General features: G+C 57.7%; 12 protein-coding genes. 7 read left to right on the top strand and 5 right to left on the bottom strand.

Going from position 1 to position 16,639, the window contains the following annotated elements; all coding sequences use genetic code 11:
• Positions 1–274 precede the first annotated feature (274 nt).
• The gene (locus tag ACYVAC_RS22695; RefSeq protein ID WP_461100114.1) at positions 275–3,031 is read right to left on the bottom strand and encodes a family 78 glycoside hydrolase catalytic domain; all 2,757 of its coding nucleotides are present in this window, start codon (positions 3,029–3,031) and stop codon (positions 275–277) included.
• A gap of 217 nt (positions 3,032–3,248) precedes the next feature.
• Here ACYVAC_RS22695 and ACYVAC_RS22700 point away from each other — a divergent pair, with 217 nt between their 5' ends.
• The 5 genes from ACYVAC_RS22700 to rhaT all read left to right on the top strand — a co-directional run bounded on the left by ACYVAC_RS22700 (position 3,249) and on the right by rhaT (position 10,483).
• Positions 3,249–4,265 (top strand): GntR family transcriptional regulator, encoded by a 1,017-nt coding sequence (locus ACYVAC_RS22700; RefSeq protein WP_461100115.1) that lies wholly within the window; start codon positions 3,249–3,251, stop codon positions 4,263–4,265.
• A 143-nt stretch (positions 4,266–4,408) separates the two neighbouring features.
• Entirely contained in the window at positions 4,409–6,529 is a 2,121-nt protein-coding gene (locus ACYVAC_RS22705; protein WP_461100116.1) for a bifunctional aldolase/short-chain dehydrogenase, read from the top strand.
• Positions 6,530–6,565: 36 nt separating this feature from the next.
• A complete protein-coding gene (locus ACYVAC_RS22710; RefSeq protein ID WP_461100117.1) occupies positions 6,566–7,840 on the top strand; it encodes a sugar isomerase in 1,275 nt (424 codons plus the stop codon).
• Positions 7,841–7,947: 107 nt separating this feature from the next.
• Positions 7,948–9,342 carry an FGGY-family carbohydrate kinase gene (locus ACYVAC_RS22715; RefSeq protein WP_461100118.1) on the top strand — a complete coding sequence of 465 codons (1,395 nt, stop codon included), beginning with the start codon at positions 7,948–7,950 and terminating at the stop codon, positions 9,340–9,342.
• Positions 9,343–9,448: 106 nt separating this feature from the next.
• Positions 9,449–10,483: an L-rhamnose/proton symporter RhaT gene (gene rhaT / locus ACYVAC_RS22720; protein WP_461100119.1), complete on the top strand. Its 1,035-nt coding sequence runs from the start codon at positions 9,449–9,451 to the stop codon at positions 10,481–10,483.
• A gap of 94 nt (positions 10,484–10,577) precedes the next feature.
• Here rhaT and ACYVAC_RS22725 read toward each other — a convergent pair whose 3' ends face one another.
• Positions 10,578–10,784, bottom strand: coding sequence for a cold-shock protein (locus ACYVAC_RS22725; protein WP_461100120.1), 207 nt, complete (start codon positions 10,782–10,784; stop codon positions 10,578–10,580).
• Positions 10,785–11,126: 342 nt separating this feature from the next.
• On the opposite strand from ACYVAC_RS22725, the gene ACYVAC_RS22730 reads away from it, so the two are divergent.
• Positions 11,127–11,348 (top strand): PspC domain-containing protein, encoded by a 222-nt coding sequence (locus tag ACYVAC_RS22730; protein WP_461100121.1) that lies wholly within the window; start codon positions 11,127–11,129, stop codon positions 11,346–11,348.
• Positions 11,349–11,360: 12 nt separating this feature from the next.
• Here the strand turns inward: ACYVAC_RS22730 and ACYVAC_RS22735 are convergent, their stop codons facing one another.
• The 3 genes from ACYVAC_RS22735 to ACYVAC_RS22745 form a co-directional block, all read right to left on the bottom strand.
• Complete coding sequence (locus ACYVAC_RS22735; RefSeq protein ID WP_461100122.1) at positions 11,361–12,386, bottom strand: glycosyltransferase family 2 protein; 1,026 nt, start codon at positions 12,384–12,386, stop codon at positions 11,361–11,363.
• A gap of 109 nt (positions 12,387–12,495) precedes the next feature.
• Positions 12,496–12,840 carry a YbaB/EbfC family nucleoid-associated protein gene (locus tag ACYVAC_RS22740; protein ID WP_461100188.1) on the bottom strand — a complete coding sequence of 115 codons (345 nt, stop codon included), beginning with the start codon at positions 12,838–12,840 and terminating at the stop codon, positions 12,496–12,498.
• A 23-nt stretch (positions 12,841–12,863) separates the two neighbouring features.
• On the bottom strand, positions 12,864–14,756 hold the full coding sequence (locus tag ACYVAC_RS22745; RefSeq protein ID WP_461100123.1) for a gliding motility-associated C-terminal domain-containing protein: 1,893 nt from the start codon (positions 14,754–14,756) through the stop codon (positions 12,864–12,866).
• A gap of 295 nt (positions 14,757–15,051) precedes the next feature.
• Between ACYVAC_RS22745 and ACYVAC_RS22750 the strand changes: the two genes are divergently transcribed.
• Positions 15,052–16,335: a bifunctional 3,4-dihydroxy-2-butanone-4-phosphate synthase/GTP cyclohydrolase II gene (locus ACYVAC_RS22750; protein ID WP_461100124.1), complete on the top strand. Its 1,284-nt coding sequence runs from the start codon at positions 15,052–15,054 to the stop codon at positions 16,333–16,335.
• Positions 16,336–16,639: the final 304 nt, after the last annotated feature.

The raw sequence follows: 16,639 nt of genomic DNA on the forward strand, positions 1-16,639 counted from the left end.
TTACACAATTATAGACAGGCAAAATTTCGTCTCCAAATAGTTCTACAAAAACTACTAATAATCGTTATCCTGCGCGGTCGTTTCTTCCCTGGCCTACTGGCGCGCGGAAAGTCAGAAAGCCCGTATTCACTAAACACGGGCTTTGCTCTTTTTCTATAACCTATGATTGAAAAACAATAACCAGGTCTGGTAACCGGTACGGGGTTGCCGATTGGCTTTTACGTTAGCAGCTTCGGGCAGCCGGATCGTCAGCACCTGTATTACTCAGCGCCGACTAGGGCATCGGGTAGGCAAAATCGTACTCGCCTGACCCCACATCGACCGTAGCCGCACCGGCTTCGGCCGGCAGCATTTTGATCTCGGTACGTTGCGCCAGGGGTTTGCCTCCCTCCGTTACCCGGGCCACATCGGCGCCCGGCAGCCGGATGCGGGCCGTGGTGTTGGGCGGTACCTGCACCCGCAGGTGCAGTTGCCCGTTGCTGCGCTCCCAACCCGAGCGGATTTCACCGTAGGGGCTGTTAAGCGTTGCCCGGGCGTAGGTCAGCCGGTCGGTAGGCTGCGGCTGAATCAGGATTTGCCGGTAGCCGGGCTGCCCCAGTTCGATACCTGCCACCACGCGGTACATCCAGTCGCCAATGGCCCCGTAGGCGTAGTGATTGAACGAATTCATCCCTACGTCCTGAAAAGTGCTGTCGGGTTTCATACCGTCCCACCGCTCCCAGATCGTAGTAGCCCCCATCCGGACGGGATACAGCCACGACGGGTATGACTCCTGCAACAGCAGATCGTAACCGACGTTGGTGTAGCCGTTGTCAGACAGCACGTGGCACAGATAGGGCGTTCCCAGAAATCCGGTCGACAGGTGGTTCCGGCGCCCCCGAATATCCTCGACCAGAAATTTGGCGGCTTTGGCGCGCAGGGCCTCGGGCAACAGGTTGAAATTCAGCGCCAGCACGTAGGCCGTCTGCGAATCAGACACCAGCCGGCCCGACGCGGTTACGTATTCGTTGACGAAGCGGGCTTTGATGCGATTCAGCAGATCGGCATACTGGCGGGCGTCGTCGGTTTTGCCCAGCGCCTGAGCAGCCTGCTGCAGCAGATCGGTCGAGTACGCAAAAAAAGCCGTGGCAATCATGTCGGGACTGGTATAGCCGTCGGGTTCGGGGTGACTGTTGACATGGGGATGGTAGAACAGCCAGTCGCCGAATACACTGCCACCGTGCCAGAGCAGGTTATCGCCGGCCTTCTGCCGAATATGATCGACGTATCTTTTCATGCTCGCATACTGCCGTTCGAGCAGTCCACGGTCGCCGTAGAGTCGGTAGAGCGTCCAGGGCGCAATGGTCGACACATCGCCCCAGCCCGCCGACGTAGCGATTCCGGGCTTGGCCGGGTCATCGCGCTGCAGCACGTTGGGCACTACAAACGGAACAGCGCCATCGGCGTGCTGATCGGCGGCTACGTCGCCCAGCCAGCGGGTAAACAGGGCGGCTACATCGCGGTTGAAGCCGGCCGTCCGAACAAACGCCTGCGCATCGCCCGTCCAGCCCAGCCGCTCATCGCGCTGCGGGCAGTCGGTGGGCACATCCACGAAATTGCCCTTCTGCCCCCATTCGATATTATGCTGCAACTGATTGACCAGCGGGTTCGAACAGGCAAACGAGCCTGTCTTAGGCATATCGGTATAGATAACCACGCCCGTCAGGTGTTCGGGTTTCAGGTCGCCGGGCCAGCCCTCGATGGCTACGTAGCGGAAACCCATAAACGTAAAGTGCGGCTCGAACACCTCTTCGCCCCCACCCTTCAGCGTGTATTGCAACAGCTGTTTGGCGGTGCGAAGATTAGCCGTGTAGAACTCCCCCGTTTTGTCGAGTATTTCGGCGTGCTGAATTTTTACGGTGGTACCGGCCGGGCCACTGACCCGCAGCCGAACAAAACCGGTCATGTTCTGCCCCATATCGGCCACCAGCCGCCCAGCCGGCGTTCGAAAAATCCGAACAGGCTTCAGCTCTTCCATTCGCCGTACGGGCTGGCTCACGGTAGCAATCAGGGTATTGACCGGGTAATCGGCCGGCCGGGCAGGCTGCCAGTCGCGGGCATCGAAGCCGGGTTGTGCCCAGCCCGTTTGTTCACGCCGGGCGTCGTACACTTCACCGTTATAAATCTCACTCGACCGGATGGCCCCGTTCACCGACGTTTGCCAGTCGCCACCGGTACCGATAATCTGTTCCGTACCATCGGCATACCGGATGCGCAGCTGCGCCAGCAACGCCGATTCGTTTCCGTAGAAGTCGCGCTGACCGTTGAAGCCGATAATGCCCCGATACCAGCCCTCGCCGAGCAGTGCTCCCAGCGCGTTGGCGCCCGGTCGCAGCCGCGTGGTTACGTCGTAGACCTGATACTGCAGTCGTTTGTCGTACGCTGTCCAGCCGGGAGTCAGCAAATCCTGCCCGACACGCTGCCCGTTGAGATACAGTTCATAGAGACCGCGGGCCGTAGCGTAGACCCGGGCCGATACGACCTTCCGGTTTAGCACAAACTCCCGGCGCAGCGATGCCGCCGGGCCTGCCTGCTGCCGGGCTGTATCGCCCGGTGCCGTAATCCAGCGGGTCGAACCGGCCTGCCAGTCGGTTGGGGAAAGCAGGCCCATTTCCCAGTACGCCGTCGGGCTCCAGGGACCCACCTTACCGCTGCCATCCCAGGTTCTGACCCGCCAGTAGGCCCGCTGCCCCGATGTTAGCGCCGGCCCGCCGTAGGGCTGCAGTACCGACGCATCGGTGCCGATGCGGCCCGACTGCCACAGCCGGGTTTTGGGCGAGAAAGAGGGGGTGGTGGCCACATCGAGTTCGTAGGCGGTTTGTTTCAGGCCCCGCCCGGTACCGGTCAGCTGCCAGCTCAGCCGGGGCTGCGCCACATCGATGCCGAGCGGATCGGTACGATGCTCACAGGTTAAGGCCGTGGGCGTTAGCTGAGCCCATAGCGACGGCATACTCAACAAAACAATCAGGACGGCGATACCTGCGTTTTTCATATGTATTTCGAGTAGAAACGGGTTGGGAAGACGATCTTACAGATGGGAATGATAGATCCTGGTCTGTCGCAAAAGTGAACGCCCGCCCGGCGTCGACTTACCTACTCATTCCTACAAAAGGTAAATTTTTTATACGAATGGGTAAATTTACATTGGCCCGGCGTGCCGATCAGACCGACTCTGTCGGGTACGAATGCCTTCATCAACGCTTCCGCGCATGCTCGATTACATTGCAATAACGGATACATCGAGTGTCCCTAAATACCAGCAGCTGATCAACTCGATTGTCAGTGGTATCGAAACGAAAGATATCCGCCCCGGCGACAAGCTTCCGTCGATCCATGACATTACGGCCGAGTTCGACGTGGCCAAGCGCACCGTCGAGAAAGCCTACGACCTGCTCAAAGAGAAAGATATTGTGGTAGCCGTAAAAGGAAAGGGCTACTACATCAACCACACGTCGGTAGGGCGCAACCTGAAAATCTTTCTGCTCTTCAACAAACTAAGCGCCCACAAGAAGATTATTTACGATTCGTTTGTCGATGCCCTCGGCGCCGACACGCCCATCGATTTTTTTATTTACAACAACGATTTCCGGCTCTTCCGCGACATCATACAGAAAGAAGGCGCGCGGCATTCGCACTATGTTGTCATTGCCCACTTCTTCGACGAAACCGAACAGGCCCGCGAGCTGATCAACGCCCTGCCGAAGCACAAACTGGTGGTGCTCGACAAACTGATCGACGGCATCACGGGCAACTACGCATCGGTGGTGCAGAATTTCGAGAACGATCTGATGCAGGCGCTGACCGAAGCCCTGCCGCTGCTCCGCAAGTATGAAACGCTGAACATCCTGTTTCCGGGTCAGACCTACCACCCCAAAGCCATCCTGAACGGCTTTTACCGGTTCTGCAACGAAAACAGCTTTCGGCCCAACGTGGTCCGCAACATCGCCGATGAGCCAATAACACCCGGCAATGCCTACATCAATCTGATGGAAGACGACCTGGTATTGCTCATCAAGAAAATCAAGGATACGGGCTACATCGTGGGGCAGCAGGTTGGCATTCTGTCGTACAACGAAACGCCTTTGAAGGAAATCCTGCTCGACGGCATCACGGTGATGTCGACCGATTTTGCGCAGATGGGCCAGACAGCGGCCCGCCTTATCCTGGAAGATAGCTGCCAGCACATCGAGAATCCGTTTCGGCTCATCGTCCGGAAATCACTATAGCCCTGTTCTCCAAAAAATAATACCCCGGTGTAGGAAAGTACAGGAAGGTTACCGGCAAACGATGTCGCTACTTTGTTGACGCCCGGGCCACGCGGCCTGAACAGCGTCTTCGCTTTTGCTCTTTATACCTTCACTGTTCGTATATGATTGCCTCGCCAAACACGTTCCGCCACGTCAGTTACCTTTGGGACAACGCCAAAGCCGCTGAACTCGAAGGCGACGAAGTTGCCCTCCTGATCTACCGTTCCAATCTGCTGGGTGCCGACCTCCGGCTGACCAACTACGGGGGCGGTAACACGTCCTGCAAAGCCATGGCCACCGACCCGCTCTCCGGCCTGTCGACCGAGGTGATGTGGGTGAAAGGCTCGGGGGGCGACATTGGTACGCTGACCCGCAGCGGCCTGGCCGCGCTCTACGTCGACCGGCTGCGCAGTTTGAAAAACATCTACCGGGGCATCGAGCACGAAGATGAGATGGTCGAGCTGTTTAACCACTGCATCTACGACCTGGCTTCGAAGGCCCCATCGATCGATACCCCCCTGCACGGCTTTCTGCCCTACAAACACATCGACCATCTGCACCCCGATGCCGCCATTGCCATTGCGGCCGCCAAAGACGGCCGACGCATCACCGAGGAGCTGTTCAACGGCAGCATCGGCTGGGTCGACTGGCAGCGGCCGGGCTTTGATCTGGGGCTGAAACTGGCCGCCTGCGTAGCCGAAAACCCTAACCTGCGCGGCATCATGCTGGGCTCGCACGGCCTCTTCACCTGGGGCGATACCGCCTACGAAAGCTATGTAAACACGCTGGAGGTGGTTGAACGCTGTGCCGAATACCTGGCCAACCATATCGGCAAAACCCGCCCCGTTTTCGGGGGCGAGAACGTGGGTGCCCTGCCGGCCGATGAGCGCCGGAAGCAGGCAGCCCAGCTGGCTCCTGTCCTGCGCGGCCTGTGCTCGGGCGACCAGTCGATGGTGGGCCACTTTACCGACGATGCGCGCGTGCTGGAGTTTATCAACTCGGCCGACCTCGACCGGCTGGCGCCCATGGGCACCTCCTGCCCCGACCATTTTCTGCGTACCAAGATCAGTCCGCTGGTGCTGCCCCTGGCGCCCGATGCCGACTTGAGCAACGGCTCCGACCTGCGCACCCAGCTGACACCCGCTTTCGACGCGTACCGGGCGCTGTACACCGACTATTACAACGCCTGCAAACACCCCGACAGTCCCGCCATTCGCGACACGAACCCGGTGGTTCTGCTGTATCCGGGCGTGGGCATGTTCACGTTTGCCAAAGACAAACAAACCGCCCGCGTGGCGGCCGAGTTCTACACCAATGCCATTAACGTGATGAAAGGTGCCGAAGCCATTTCGGAATACACCGCCCTGCCCCGGCAGGAAGCCTTCAACATCGAGTACTGGCTGCTGGAAGAAGCCAAGCTGAAGCGGATGCCCAAACCCAAACCGCTTACCGGCCGTGTGGCCTTGGTTACGGGCAGTGCCGGCGGTATTGGCAAAGCCATAGCCAAAAAGTTTGCGCAGGAGGGCGCCTGTGTCGTGCTCAACGACATCAACGACGAGCGGCTTGCCGGCGCACAGGCCGAATTTTCCAAAGCCTTTGGCGCCGATGCCGTGGCCACCACCCTCCTCAACGTTACCGACTTTGGCAGTATCCAGGCGGCTTTGCATGAGGCCAGCCTGGCCTTCGGCGGAGTCGATATCATTGTCAATAATGCCGGCATCAGCATCTCCAAACCCATTGCCGATCATAGCCTTGAGGAGTGGGACCGCCTGTACGACATTCTGGTGAAAGGGCAGTTTATGGTTACCAAAGCCGCCGTTGAGGTAATGCGTAAACAGGATATGGGGGGCGATGTAATCAACATCGTGTCGAAAAACGCGCTCGTGGCCGGCCCCAACAATGCGGGTTATGGCTCGGCCAAAGCCGCCCAGCTGCACCTGAGCCGGCTGAATGCGGCCGAACTGGGTGGCGACCGCATCCGGGTCAACACGGTCAACCCCGACGCCGTTATTTCCGACTCGAACATCTGGGCCGGGGGCTGGGCCGAGGGCCGCGCCAAAGCCTATGGCATATCAGTTGAGGAGCTGCCGGCCTACTACGCCAAACGCACCCTACTCAACGAGATTATTCTGCCCGACGATGTTGCCAATGCCTGTTTTGCCTTTGTGGGCGGCCTGCTCAATAAGTCGACCGGTAACGTACTGAATGTCGACGGGGGCGTGGCGATGGCCTTCGTTCGCTGATTTTGGTTGACCTACCTTTTCCCAGATCCTTTTCCTATGCAACTCGAATCCTATCAGCTTGATACGCATAACCAGCAGTTTGCCGGGGCGCACCAGCGCAAACTGGCCTACTGGACCGACTCGCTGGCCAGTGCCGAAGCCATTATTCAGAAGCTGGCTGACTTTCAGATTGCCATTCCGAGCTGGGCACTCGGCACCGGCGGCACCCGCTTCGGGCGTTTCCCGGGCGGGGGCGAACCCCGAAGCCTGGAAGAGAAACTAAGTGATGTGGGGCTGCTGCACGCCCTTAACCGCTCGAGCGGAGCCATTTCACTGCATATTCCCTGGGATATTCCGCAGGATCCGGCGGCCATCCGGCAACTGGCGGCCCAGCACGGACTGGTGTTCGATGCCGTTAACTCCAATACCTTCCAGGATCAGCCCGACCAGGCGCATAGCTACAAGTTTGGCTCGCTCCAGCACGTCGATTCGGCGGTGCGGCAGCAGGCCATCGATCACAACATCGACGTTATCCGCCACGGCATCGAGCTGGGGTCGAAATCGCTGACCGTCTGGCTATCCGACGGGTCGAGTTTTCCCGGCCAGCTCAACTTCCGCAAGGCTTTCGAGCGAACGCTGAGTGGGCTGGAAGCCATTTATGCCGCGCTGCCCGCCGACTGGAAAGTATTTGTGGAATACAAAGCGTTCGAGCCCAACTTCTATTCGACCACCGTGGGCGACTGGGGAAGCAGCCTGCTGTTTGCCAATAAGCTGGGGCCCAAGGCCTATACGCTCGTCGATCTGGGCCATCACCTGCCCAATGCCAACATCGAACAGATTGTGTCGCTCCTGCTGATGGAGCAGAAACTGGGCGGCTTTCACTTCAACGATTCCAAATACGGCGATGACGACCTGACGGCGGGGAGTATCAAGCCCTACCAGCTCTTTCTGATCTTCAACGAACTGGTCGACGGGATGGACGCCCGGGGCATGAATCACGCCACCGATCTGGGCTGGATGATCGATGCCAGCCACAACGTGAAAGACCCGCTCGAGGATTTGCTCCAAAGCGTCGAGGCCATTCAACTGGCTTATGCGCAGGCCCTGCTCGTCGATCGGGTGGCGCTCGAAGAAGCCCGCGATGCCAATGACGTGGTGCGGGCGCAGGAAATTTTGCAGGATGCGTTCCGGAGCGACCTGCGCCCCCTGGTTGCCGAAGCGCGCCGGCGGGCGGGTGGTGCCCTGCAGCCCCTGGCCCTGTTCCGTTCCCTCAACGTGCGCGAACAGCTCATCCGCGAACGCGGTGCCAAAACGGTAGCAACGGGACTTTAGGCATTGAGCGACTATGTGGTTGAGTGGATGAGTGATTAGTGCTGGTCGGTTATTGATCGGCATACTCCGCATTCACTCAACCATTCAATCACGTATTCACCAATTGTATGCTCCCCGTCATCGCCATCTTCGACATTGGAAAGACCAACAAGAAGCTTTTCCTGTTTAACCGGCAGTACGAGATTGTCTGGGAACAGACCGAGTCGTTTGCCGAAATCGTCGACGACGATGGCGACGCCTGTGAAGATCTGGAACACCTGACCCGCTGGCTGCACGCGGCCCTGTATACCGTGCTGAACCTGCCCGACTACCGGGTCGACGCGCTCAATGTGTCGACCTACGGGGCCAGTCTGGTTTACATCGACGCCGACGGGAAAGCAGTCGGCCCGCTGTATAATTACCTCAAACCGTTTCCCGACGCGCTGCTCCGGCAGTTCTACGCAGCTTACGGGCCCGACGATCAGCTGTCGGTGGCTACAGCCTCGCCGGCACTGAAAAGTCTCAACGCTGGCCTGATGCTGTACCGGATCAAACACGACAAACCCGCTCTGTTTGCCCGGATGCGCTATGCCCTTCACCTGCCCCAGTACGTCAGTCAGCTCTTTACGGGCCAGTACTATACCGACCTCACCAGCCTTGGCTGTCATACGGCGCTCTGGGATTTCGACCGCCAGGACTACCACGACTGGGTACGGGCCGAAGCCCTGGATCAGAAGCTGGCTCCGCTTTTTCCGGGTGATGCGGTAGTGCCGGCGACCATTGCCGGGCGAACGCTGCCCGTTGGCGCTGGCCTGCACGATTCGTCGGCCGCACTGATTCCGTATCTGGCCAGCTTTCAGGAGCCCTTTGTGCTGATTTCGACCGGCACCTGGTGCATTAGCCTAAACCCGTTCAACCACCACCCACTCACGGCCGAAGAGCTCCAGTATGACTGTCTCTGCTATCTGCACTACCGCGGGCGGCCGGTGAAAGCATCCCGACTGTTTGCCGGCTATGAACACGAACAACAGGTCCAGCGGCTGGCGGCTCATTTTGACCGGCCAGTCGATGCCTACCGGTACGTCGTCTACGATCCGAGCCTGATCGACCACCTGCCGCTACGCCCGGTGCAGCCCGCTCCCGAACCGCTTACCACCTCGCAACCGGCCGTACTGATTCAGTCGGCGTTTGGCCGGCGCGACCTCAACGAGTTCGACACTTACGAGCAGGCCTATCATCAGCTCATGCATGACATTGTGGCGCAGCAGCTGATTGCAACCGAACTGGTCCTGCACCGCTCGCCCGTCGACCGCCTTTTTGTCGATGGGGGCTTTGGCAACAACCCGATCTACATGGCCCTGCTGGCCTCGGCATTCCCGACCCTGCGGGTGTCGGCGGCTTCGGTAGCCCAGGCCACAGCCCTGGGGGCCGCCCTGGCCATTCATGACCACTGGAACCCAGGGCCAATTCCTGATCACCTCGTCAGCCTGCGCGACGCCAGCGCCACCAGTCCGGCGCTCTAGGAACAGCGCCTGTCGTGAGCCAGGCTGTTTATCAGTAAACAACCCGTTGCTTTTCTCTTTCTTCATCCTATTCCTAAACCGTACTCATCCGACCCTTTTTTAACTCATGGCCGTATTTTGGGGAGTTGTATTGCATGCGCTGGGCGGCTTCGCTTCCGGCAGTTTTTATTTACCCTACAAGCGGGTCCGAAGCTGGGCCTGGGAAAGCTACTGGCTGGTAGGCGGCATTTTTTCGTGGCTTATAGCGCCCTGGGTACTGGGTTGGCTAACCATTCCCAACCTGGTGCAGATTCTGCGCGAGACGCCATCGGAAACGCTACTCTGGACTTATTTCTGGGGCTTGCTCTGGGGAACCGGCGGCCTGACGTTCGGGCTGGCCATGCGCTACCTCGGCCTCTCGCTGGGCATGGCCGTAGTGCTGGGGCTCTGCGCCGTTTTCGGTACGCTTGTCCCCCCCATTTGGCTCGGGCAGCTGGGCAAGCTCGTGAGCACTACCTCGGGGCAGTTCATCCTGCTGGGTCTTGCCGTCTGTGTCGTTGGCATCAGCATCTGCGGACTAGCGGGCATCATGAAAGAGCGCACCCTGTCGGATAGCGACAAAAAAGCCGCTATCGCCGAGTTCGACCTGCGCAAAGGGTTTCTGGTAGCCGTGTTTTCGGGCGTGATGAGTGCCTGCTTTTCGTTTGGCCTGACGGCAGGTCAGTCGATTGCCAGTCGGGCAGTTGAGGCCGGGGCCGACCCGCTCTACATGAACAACGCCCCGCTGGTCATTATTCTGCTCGGCGGCCTCACGACCAACGCGATCTGGTCGGTTTTTCTCAACATCCGCAATCGCACCTACAGCGATTATACCAACCTGTCGGCGCCCATTCTGAAGAATATTCTTTTCTGCGCCATAGCGGGCGTAACCTGGTATTTTCAGTTTTTTTTCTACGGCATGGGCGACAGCAAGATGGGCGAGTACCGGTTTTCGGGCTGGACCCTGCACATGGCTTTTATTATCGCCTTCAGTAGCTTCTGGGGCCTTTACCTGCACGAATGGCGGGGCGCCAACGCGTCGACCATGCGCACTATCCGACTTGGCATTCTGACTGTCATTCTCTCATCGGTCATCGTGGGCATCGGTAACTACCTGGCCTAGCCCGGCAACGACTTTCAATCTGTTTTACCTATACGTGAAAAACCCCGCCTGGTCTCCGGGCGGGGTTTCTTATGGTATCGTCAGACTATCAGGATTAATAATCTGCGTCTAGCTTTCTTACCTTTACGGCATTGAGACCTTTTTTGCCGTCAACAACCTCAAACTGCACGCGGTCTTTCTCGCGAATGGTAATGCCATTCAGACCCGTAATGTGGACAAAGATGTCCCGGTTCGAATCATCTTCAACGATAAATCCGTATCCTTTGCTCTCGTTGAAGAACTTTACTACACCTGTTTGCATAAACAATTAGAAATTAAATAAAAAAACAGACAAAGGGTTAGCACTTAACAAAGGATACGAAACAGGCACCTAAGCATACAAACAACGAAACACCTAAATGGCACGGCACGCACTTTGCTGGTTTATACGGAGTTGGCTGGCCTTGTAGCGTTGCCTATCCGCTGAAATACGAAATAAACAAATTTGCGCCAATGTCAACAGACTAGCCCTGCGTTTTTCATTCTTTTTGCTACAAACGGGTATACTTTCTTTCTAAACGGCAAACAATGTACGGTAAGGGTTCGTTAGCTTTGCGTAACACGTAGGCTAACGTATATACCTGTAATTCATCTACAAACAGTCATGAACCAACTCAGATATTTCGTTGAAAAGCAAGCCTTTGGTGTTTGCAGTGTACTGGGCGAGCGCATGAGCATATCGGCCAGCAGCATCCGGCTGTATTTCATATACACCTCGTTTCTGACACTTGGCTCACCCGTCGTACTGTATCTCATTATGGCCTTCTGGCTGGAGATGAACAAGCACCTGCGCCGGCACGCTCACCCCACCATCTGGGAACTCTAGCAGACCCGTATGTCAGGGCAGCGCATCGAACGTTTTCCGCCCCTTCCCGAAGTATTGCCAGATCAGACTGTGCCTATATAAGGCGGGCTCAGTCACCGCGCTCTGCCGCAACGCCCGACGCTGCTGCCGGAGCGTGGCCAGATGCGCGTAGAAACCGCCGTGGGCGCGGATAATAGCCCACACATCGGCCCACTGCCCATTCTTCACAAAAAGCAGCGACGACAGTCCGTCGAGGGTCAGGCGCGCCAGCACCCGCCCCCACAACCAGCCCCCCGCCGGCCAGTTTTTGTAGAGCATAAACAGGCTGTTGCGGTAGTTGAGGTAGGTTTTATGGGGGTTCGATTTGTGGAGCGTACCACCGCCTACGTGATACACCACCGACTCGCCACAGGCCCAGACGCGATAGCCCAGCCGTTGCACGCGCCAGCACCAGTCAATCTCTTCCATGTGCGCAAAAAACGCCGAATCAAAACCGCCGGTCTGGTGAAACACATCGGCCCGCATAAACAAACAGGCTCCCGTAGCCCAGAATACCGGTCGGCTGTCGTCATACTGCCCGCGATCGGGCTCTACGGTGTCGAACAAACGGCCCCGGCAGCAGGCATAGCCCAGCCAGTCGAGATACCCGCCGGCGCCCCCCGCGTACTCAAAGTCGGTTCGGGTCTGGTAGGAACGAATTTTGGGCTGGCAGGCGGCCATGGTGGGATCGGCATCGAGCCGCGCCAGGACCGGTTCGATCCAGTTGGGCGTAACCTCAATATCGGAGTTGGGCAGCACGTAATACTGCGCTCCGCCGTACTGATGCCGCAACAGATCGAGCGCCCGGTTGTAGCCGCCGGCATAGCCTTCGTTGGTGGCTAACTCGAGTACCCGAACGGTCGGAAAGTGCTGGCGCATGTACGCCACCGACCCGTCGGTCGAGGCATTATCGGCAACATAAACGGGGTATTCGCCGGCGTTGGCCAGCAGGGTTGGCAAAAAACGACTGAGAAACGATTGGCCGTTGTAGTTGAGCACAACGATGGCAAGACGATCCACGCGGATGGGGTGAAAGGTGTTGAAGCCGTCAGGTAACGGCACCGTTGGGGCCATGCGTTACCCCGGTCTGTAAAAACAGCGACCCGACACGCTCGCCGGGTCGAACAGGTTACATCAGGCCATCGAGGTTGAGGCCCGGAATGTTGGGCAGTAGCCCTTCGGTGGCCTGCCGCAGATGCTCACGCGATTTTACTTCGACAGCACCCATGGCCTTGTTGGTGGCGGCTACGATCAGGTCTTGCAGCATAACGCGGTCGTCGTTGGTGTTTGCGCCCGACCTGAACAGTTCGGGGTCGATCTCGATCGTAAGCACGTTCTTCAACCCGTTGACGGTTACTTTGACCATCCCCGCCCCCGACTCACCGGTTTCGGTGAGGCTACCCAGCGTTTGCTGCGCATCTTTCATGCGGGACTGAACTTCCTTCATCTTCCCGAACATGTCCATCATATTCATCATCGTCGTGTCGTTTTGGGTTGCTACCGCAGCAACAACAAGGCTCCGGTCTTAACAGTTTGGGTTCCCTCCAGATCCTGCACTTCGATCCGGTACATATACTGCCCGGCCATGGCTGGTTCGCCGTTGATCAGCCCATCCCAGCCTTTGGTTTTATCGGTCGTGTTGTAAACCACCTCACCCCAGCGGCTGAAGATGGTCATGCGGAAGGTATCACCGATCAGGCCCCGTACCAGAAAAACGTCGTTGGCCTGGTCGCCATTGGGGGTGAAGGCATCGGGAACAAATACTTTCGAGGCAATACGGAGCGTGTAGTAGTTCGAGTAGCTCACTACGCCGTTCTGATCGACGGCGATGATGCGGTATTGCTGCGTCTGCACCACCGGCGCGTTGGGGTCAGGCTCGTAGTGGGTGGATGTGCCCAGCGGAATCTCTTTTTTGGTATTACTGCCAGTATCCAGAATTTCGAGCGTGTAACTGCTGACGGCACTATTTGAAAACGGGGACGCCGACGTCCAGTCGATGCCGCCGGCCGATTTTGAATCGAGCAACACGGTACAGACCGGTTTGGTAGGGTCCGACAGTTGTCCACACTTGTTCTGATAGGCCACCACGTAGCAGTATGAACCCGTACCCGGATCGACCGTCGCATCCGTAAACGCGTTGGTCCCTATCGTACCGATTGGTTGAAAGCTGGTGCTGCCCGCCGGTGCCCGGCTAACCACCATGCTGTAGCTCGACGAGGGCGACGTGGCCGGAAGGCCCGCAATAACGCGGGGCTTGCCGTCTTCTATTGATACCAGTGCATTGGTAAAACCAGTAGGTTTATCGCCATCGATACCCGTCACGCAGGTCGATGCTGACGTAACGATTGTTGGGCCAGCCGTGACTTCGAGTGTATAGCAGTAGTTGGTACCACATTCGATCCGGTTGGCGTCGGTCGTGGTCGTGGTGTTGCGGTTGGCAATCAAACCATTGGTGGGCGACCCATTTCGGTAAATGCGGTAATAACGGAACGGGGTCGACGTACCCTGATAGGCGTCCCAGCTTAGGTTATTTTGCTTGCTGGCCGCCGTAGCATTCAGCACCAGGCTGCATACCTGTTCGGAAGGTTGCCCCGCCGTGCCGCAGGCATCCTGCGTGGTCAGCTGGAAGCACTGGGTTTGTTTGGCGTTGGTCGTAACAGTCATCGTGCCCGACGATAGACCGGTCTGACTCGTTGGTGCATACACGCCCGAGGCATCGCGTTGCAGCAGCTGTACCCTGGCGCCGTTGCTGGCCTGAAAGTCGAGTGTGATGGTGTTATCGTTGACTGTCGTCAGTCGGTTAATGGTCGGCTGCGTCTGTGTACCGACAAAACTGATTGGCGGAGCGCTGTTGGCGAGCCCGCTGCAGTTGGCCGGCGCGCCGTATACGCCAACCACAGTAACTGTATATGGCCCGTTATTGGCATAGGTATGCTGGACGTTAGCCTGAAAATCGGCGCGTTTTTTACTTTCCACCACCCCATCACCCCAGCTGATCTGATAGGTATCGTACTTGTTATTCGTTTCGTCGAGCGCCGGCACGATGGTCGCCTGACGGCCGGCGCAGGCCCGGACAGTGAAATTTACTTTGCCCAGTGGCAATACCTCTACGGTCTGGCAGTAAATGGTTCCCTCGCTCAGACCAGCGCCACTGCCCACCTGTAGAATGGTGTAGGTGCCGGGGGCCGTGTAGGAAAAAGTGGTTGACGTTACCGTTCTGACTTTATCCAGTGTCCGCCCATCGTAGTTAAAATCGTAGCCCGTGTTACTAATTGTCGAAGGGACCCCGGTGATTTTGACGGGCGTCCCGAAGCATACCTTTGCTTTTTCGAGAGAGAAGAAGCCTTTGGCCGTTCCGGTTGCACAAACGCCCTGGCCCCATGATGGCAACGCCGTACTGAGTAGCAGGAAAAGGGCCAGTATTCCGTATCGGCCCGATTGCACCCGGTAATCAGTCAGCCTCATTCCTAAAATTTGCACAGCGGGTAGTGTTGAACCAAAAGTCTTGTCGTCTGAAATCCAATGCCTATCATCCAGGAAACGTAGTCACCGACATTTTCGCGTTTGGCGAAACGTATCTTTCTGGAAAACGGTTTTCGGAGAAAACCACGCTGCCTCAAGCAGCCGCTGCACAACTGTCAGCCATTCTCAAAATTACGGATGATGGCACCCATCAACCAAACACATGGACAACAATAATACCAATATTCCCGAATCGGTGAATTCTGCACCAGATTCTTCGCCAATCCGGCTCGACACGATCGAGGACGCGATTGCCGACATTCGCGCCGGCAAAATTGTGCTGGTTGTCGACGATGAAGATCGGGAAAATGAAGGCGATATGATCTGCGCGGCCGAGCTTGTGACCCCCGAAATGGTCAACTTCATGGTGCGCGAAGGCCGGGGCCTCATGTGCGCCCCCCTCACCCAGGAACGCTGCGACGAACTGGGTCTCGACATGATGGTGGCCAGCAATACCTCGGTCCATACAACTCCCTTTACCGTATCGGTCGATTTGCTGGGTAATGGCTGTACCACCGGCATTTCGGCTTCCGACCGGGCTAAAACCATCCGGGCGCTGGTCGACCCCGCTACCAAACCCGACGAGCTGGGCCGGCCGGGCCACATTTTCCCGCTCCGGGCCGTGGAGGGGGGCGTTATCCGGCGATCGGGCCATACCGAAGCGGCTGTCGATCTGGCCCGTCTGGCGGGACTGTCGCCCGTGGGTGTGCTGATCGAAGTGCTCAACGAAGACGGGACGATGGCCCGCCTGCCCCAGCTACGCGTCATGGCCGATCGTTTCGGCATGAAGCTGATCAGCATCCAGGATCTGATCGAATACCGACTCCGGACCGAGTCGCTGATCCGGCGCGAAATTGGCGTCGATATGCCTACCGAATGGGGCCATTTCGACCTCATCGCCTATAAGCAGAGCAATACGGGCGATACGCACCTGGCGCTCGTGAAGGGCAGCTGGGAACCCAACGAGCCGGTGCTGGTGCGTGTGCACTCTTCGTGCGTTACGGGTGACATTTTCGGCTCCTGCCGCTGCGACTGTGGTGGCCAGCTCCATGCGGCCATGAAAATGGTTGAAGCCGCGGGCAAGGGCGTTGTGGTGTATATGTTTCAGGAGGGGCGCGGCATTGGACTTATCAATAAACTGAAGGCCTACAAATTGCAGGAGATGGGCCGCGACACGGTCGAAGCGAACCTGGATCTGGGCTTACCGATGGACGCCCGCGATTATGGTCTGGGTGCACAAATCCTCCGCGACTTGGGTATTCGGAAACTGCGGCTTATTTCGAACAACCCGAAGAAACGGGCAGGCCTGATGGGCTACGGCCTGGAAATCGTCGACACGGTCCCGATTGAAATACCCGCTAACCCTTACAACGAACGGTACCTGCGCACCAAACGCGACAAGATGGGCCACACCATCATGAACGAACCGGTGAACAAAGAGCAGTAGCGGTTCGCTGGTTTCAGTTTTCGGTTTACAGTTTTCCGCGGGGGGTAGGGTGTTTTCGCGCCTATGCGCTGGCAAAGCCGTAATCAGGCGGTTTGGCGCTCTATACTGCCAACACGGAATGCTGTGAATCGAAAACGTTCTCCCTCACCGGAACGCTAATCAGACGGGGCAATGGTCCGTATTCCGAGTACACTGAATCCCACTCCACTTCAGCGGCCGCACGGCTATTCAGTCTCCCTGACAGAAAACGGTAAAGGCCGCACAGCTATTCAGCTTCCCTGACTGAACACGGTAAACCGAAAAC

This window comes from Spirosoma luteolum (assembly GCF_054778875.1).

Excerpts from the sequence above, each read along its gene's own strand:
- ACYVAC_RS22710 (WP_461100117.1), top strand. The coding sequence starts at position 6,566 with ATGCAACTCGAATCCTATCAGCTTGATACGCATAACCAGCAGTTTGCC.
- ACYVAC_RS22750 (WP_461100124.1), top strand. The coding sequence starts at position 15,052 with ATGGACAACAATAATACCAATATTCCCGAATCGGTGAATTCTGCACCA.
- ACYVAC_RS22705 (WP_461100116.1), top strand. The coding sequence starts at position 4,409 with ATGATTGCCTCGCCAAACACGTTCCGCCACGTCAGTTACCTTTGGGAC.
- ACYVAC_RS22740 (WP_461100188.1), bottom strand. The coding sequence starts at position 12,840 with ATGAATATGATGGACATGTTCGGGAAGATGAAGGAAGTTCAGTCCCGC.
- ACYVAC_RS22730 (WP_461100121.1), top strand. The coding sequence starts at position 11,127 with ATGAACCAACTCAGATATTTCGTTGAAAAGCAAGCCTTTGGTGTTTGC.
- rhaT (WP_461100119.1), top strand. The coding sequence starts at position 9,449 with ATGGCCGTATTTTGGGGAGTTGTATTGCATGCGCTGGGCGGCTTCGCT.
- ACYVAC_RS22700 (WP_461100115.1), top strand. The coding sequence starts at position 3,249 with ATGCTCGATTACATTGCAATAACGGATACATCGAGTGTCCCTAAATAC.
- ACYVAC_RS22715 (WP_461100118.1), top strand. The coding sequence starts at position 7,948 with ATGCTCCCCGTCATCGCCATCTTCGACATTGGAAAGACCAACAAGAAG.
- ACYVAC_RS22725 (WP_461100120.1), bottom strand. The coding sequence starts at position 10,784 with ATGCAAACAGGTGTAGTAAAGTTCTTCAACGAGAGCAAAGGATACGGA.
- ACYVAC_RS22695 (WP_461100114.1), bottom strand. The coding sequence starts at position 3,031 with ATGAAAAACGCAGGTATCGCCGTCCTGATTGTTTTGTTGAGTATGCCG.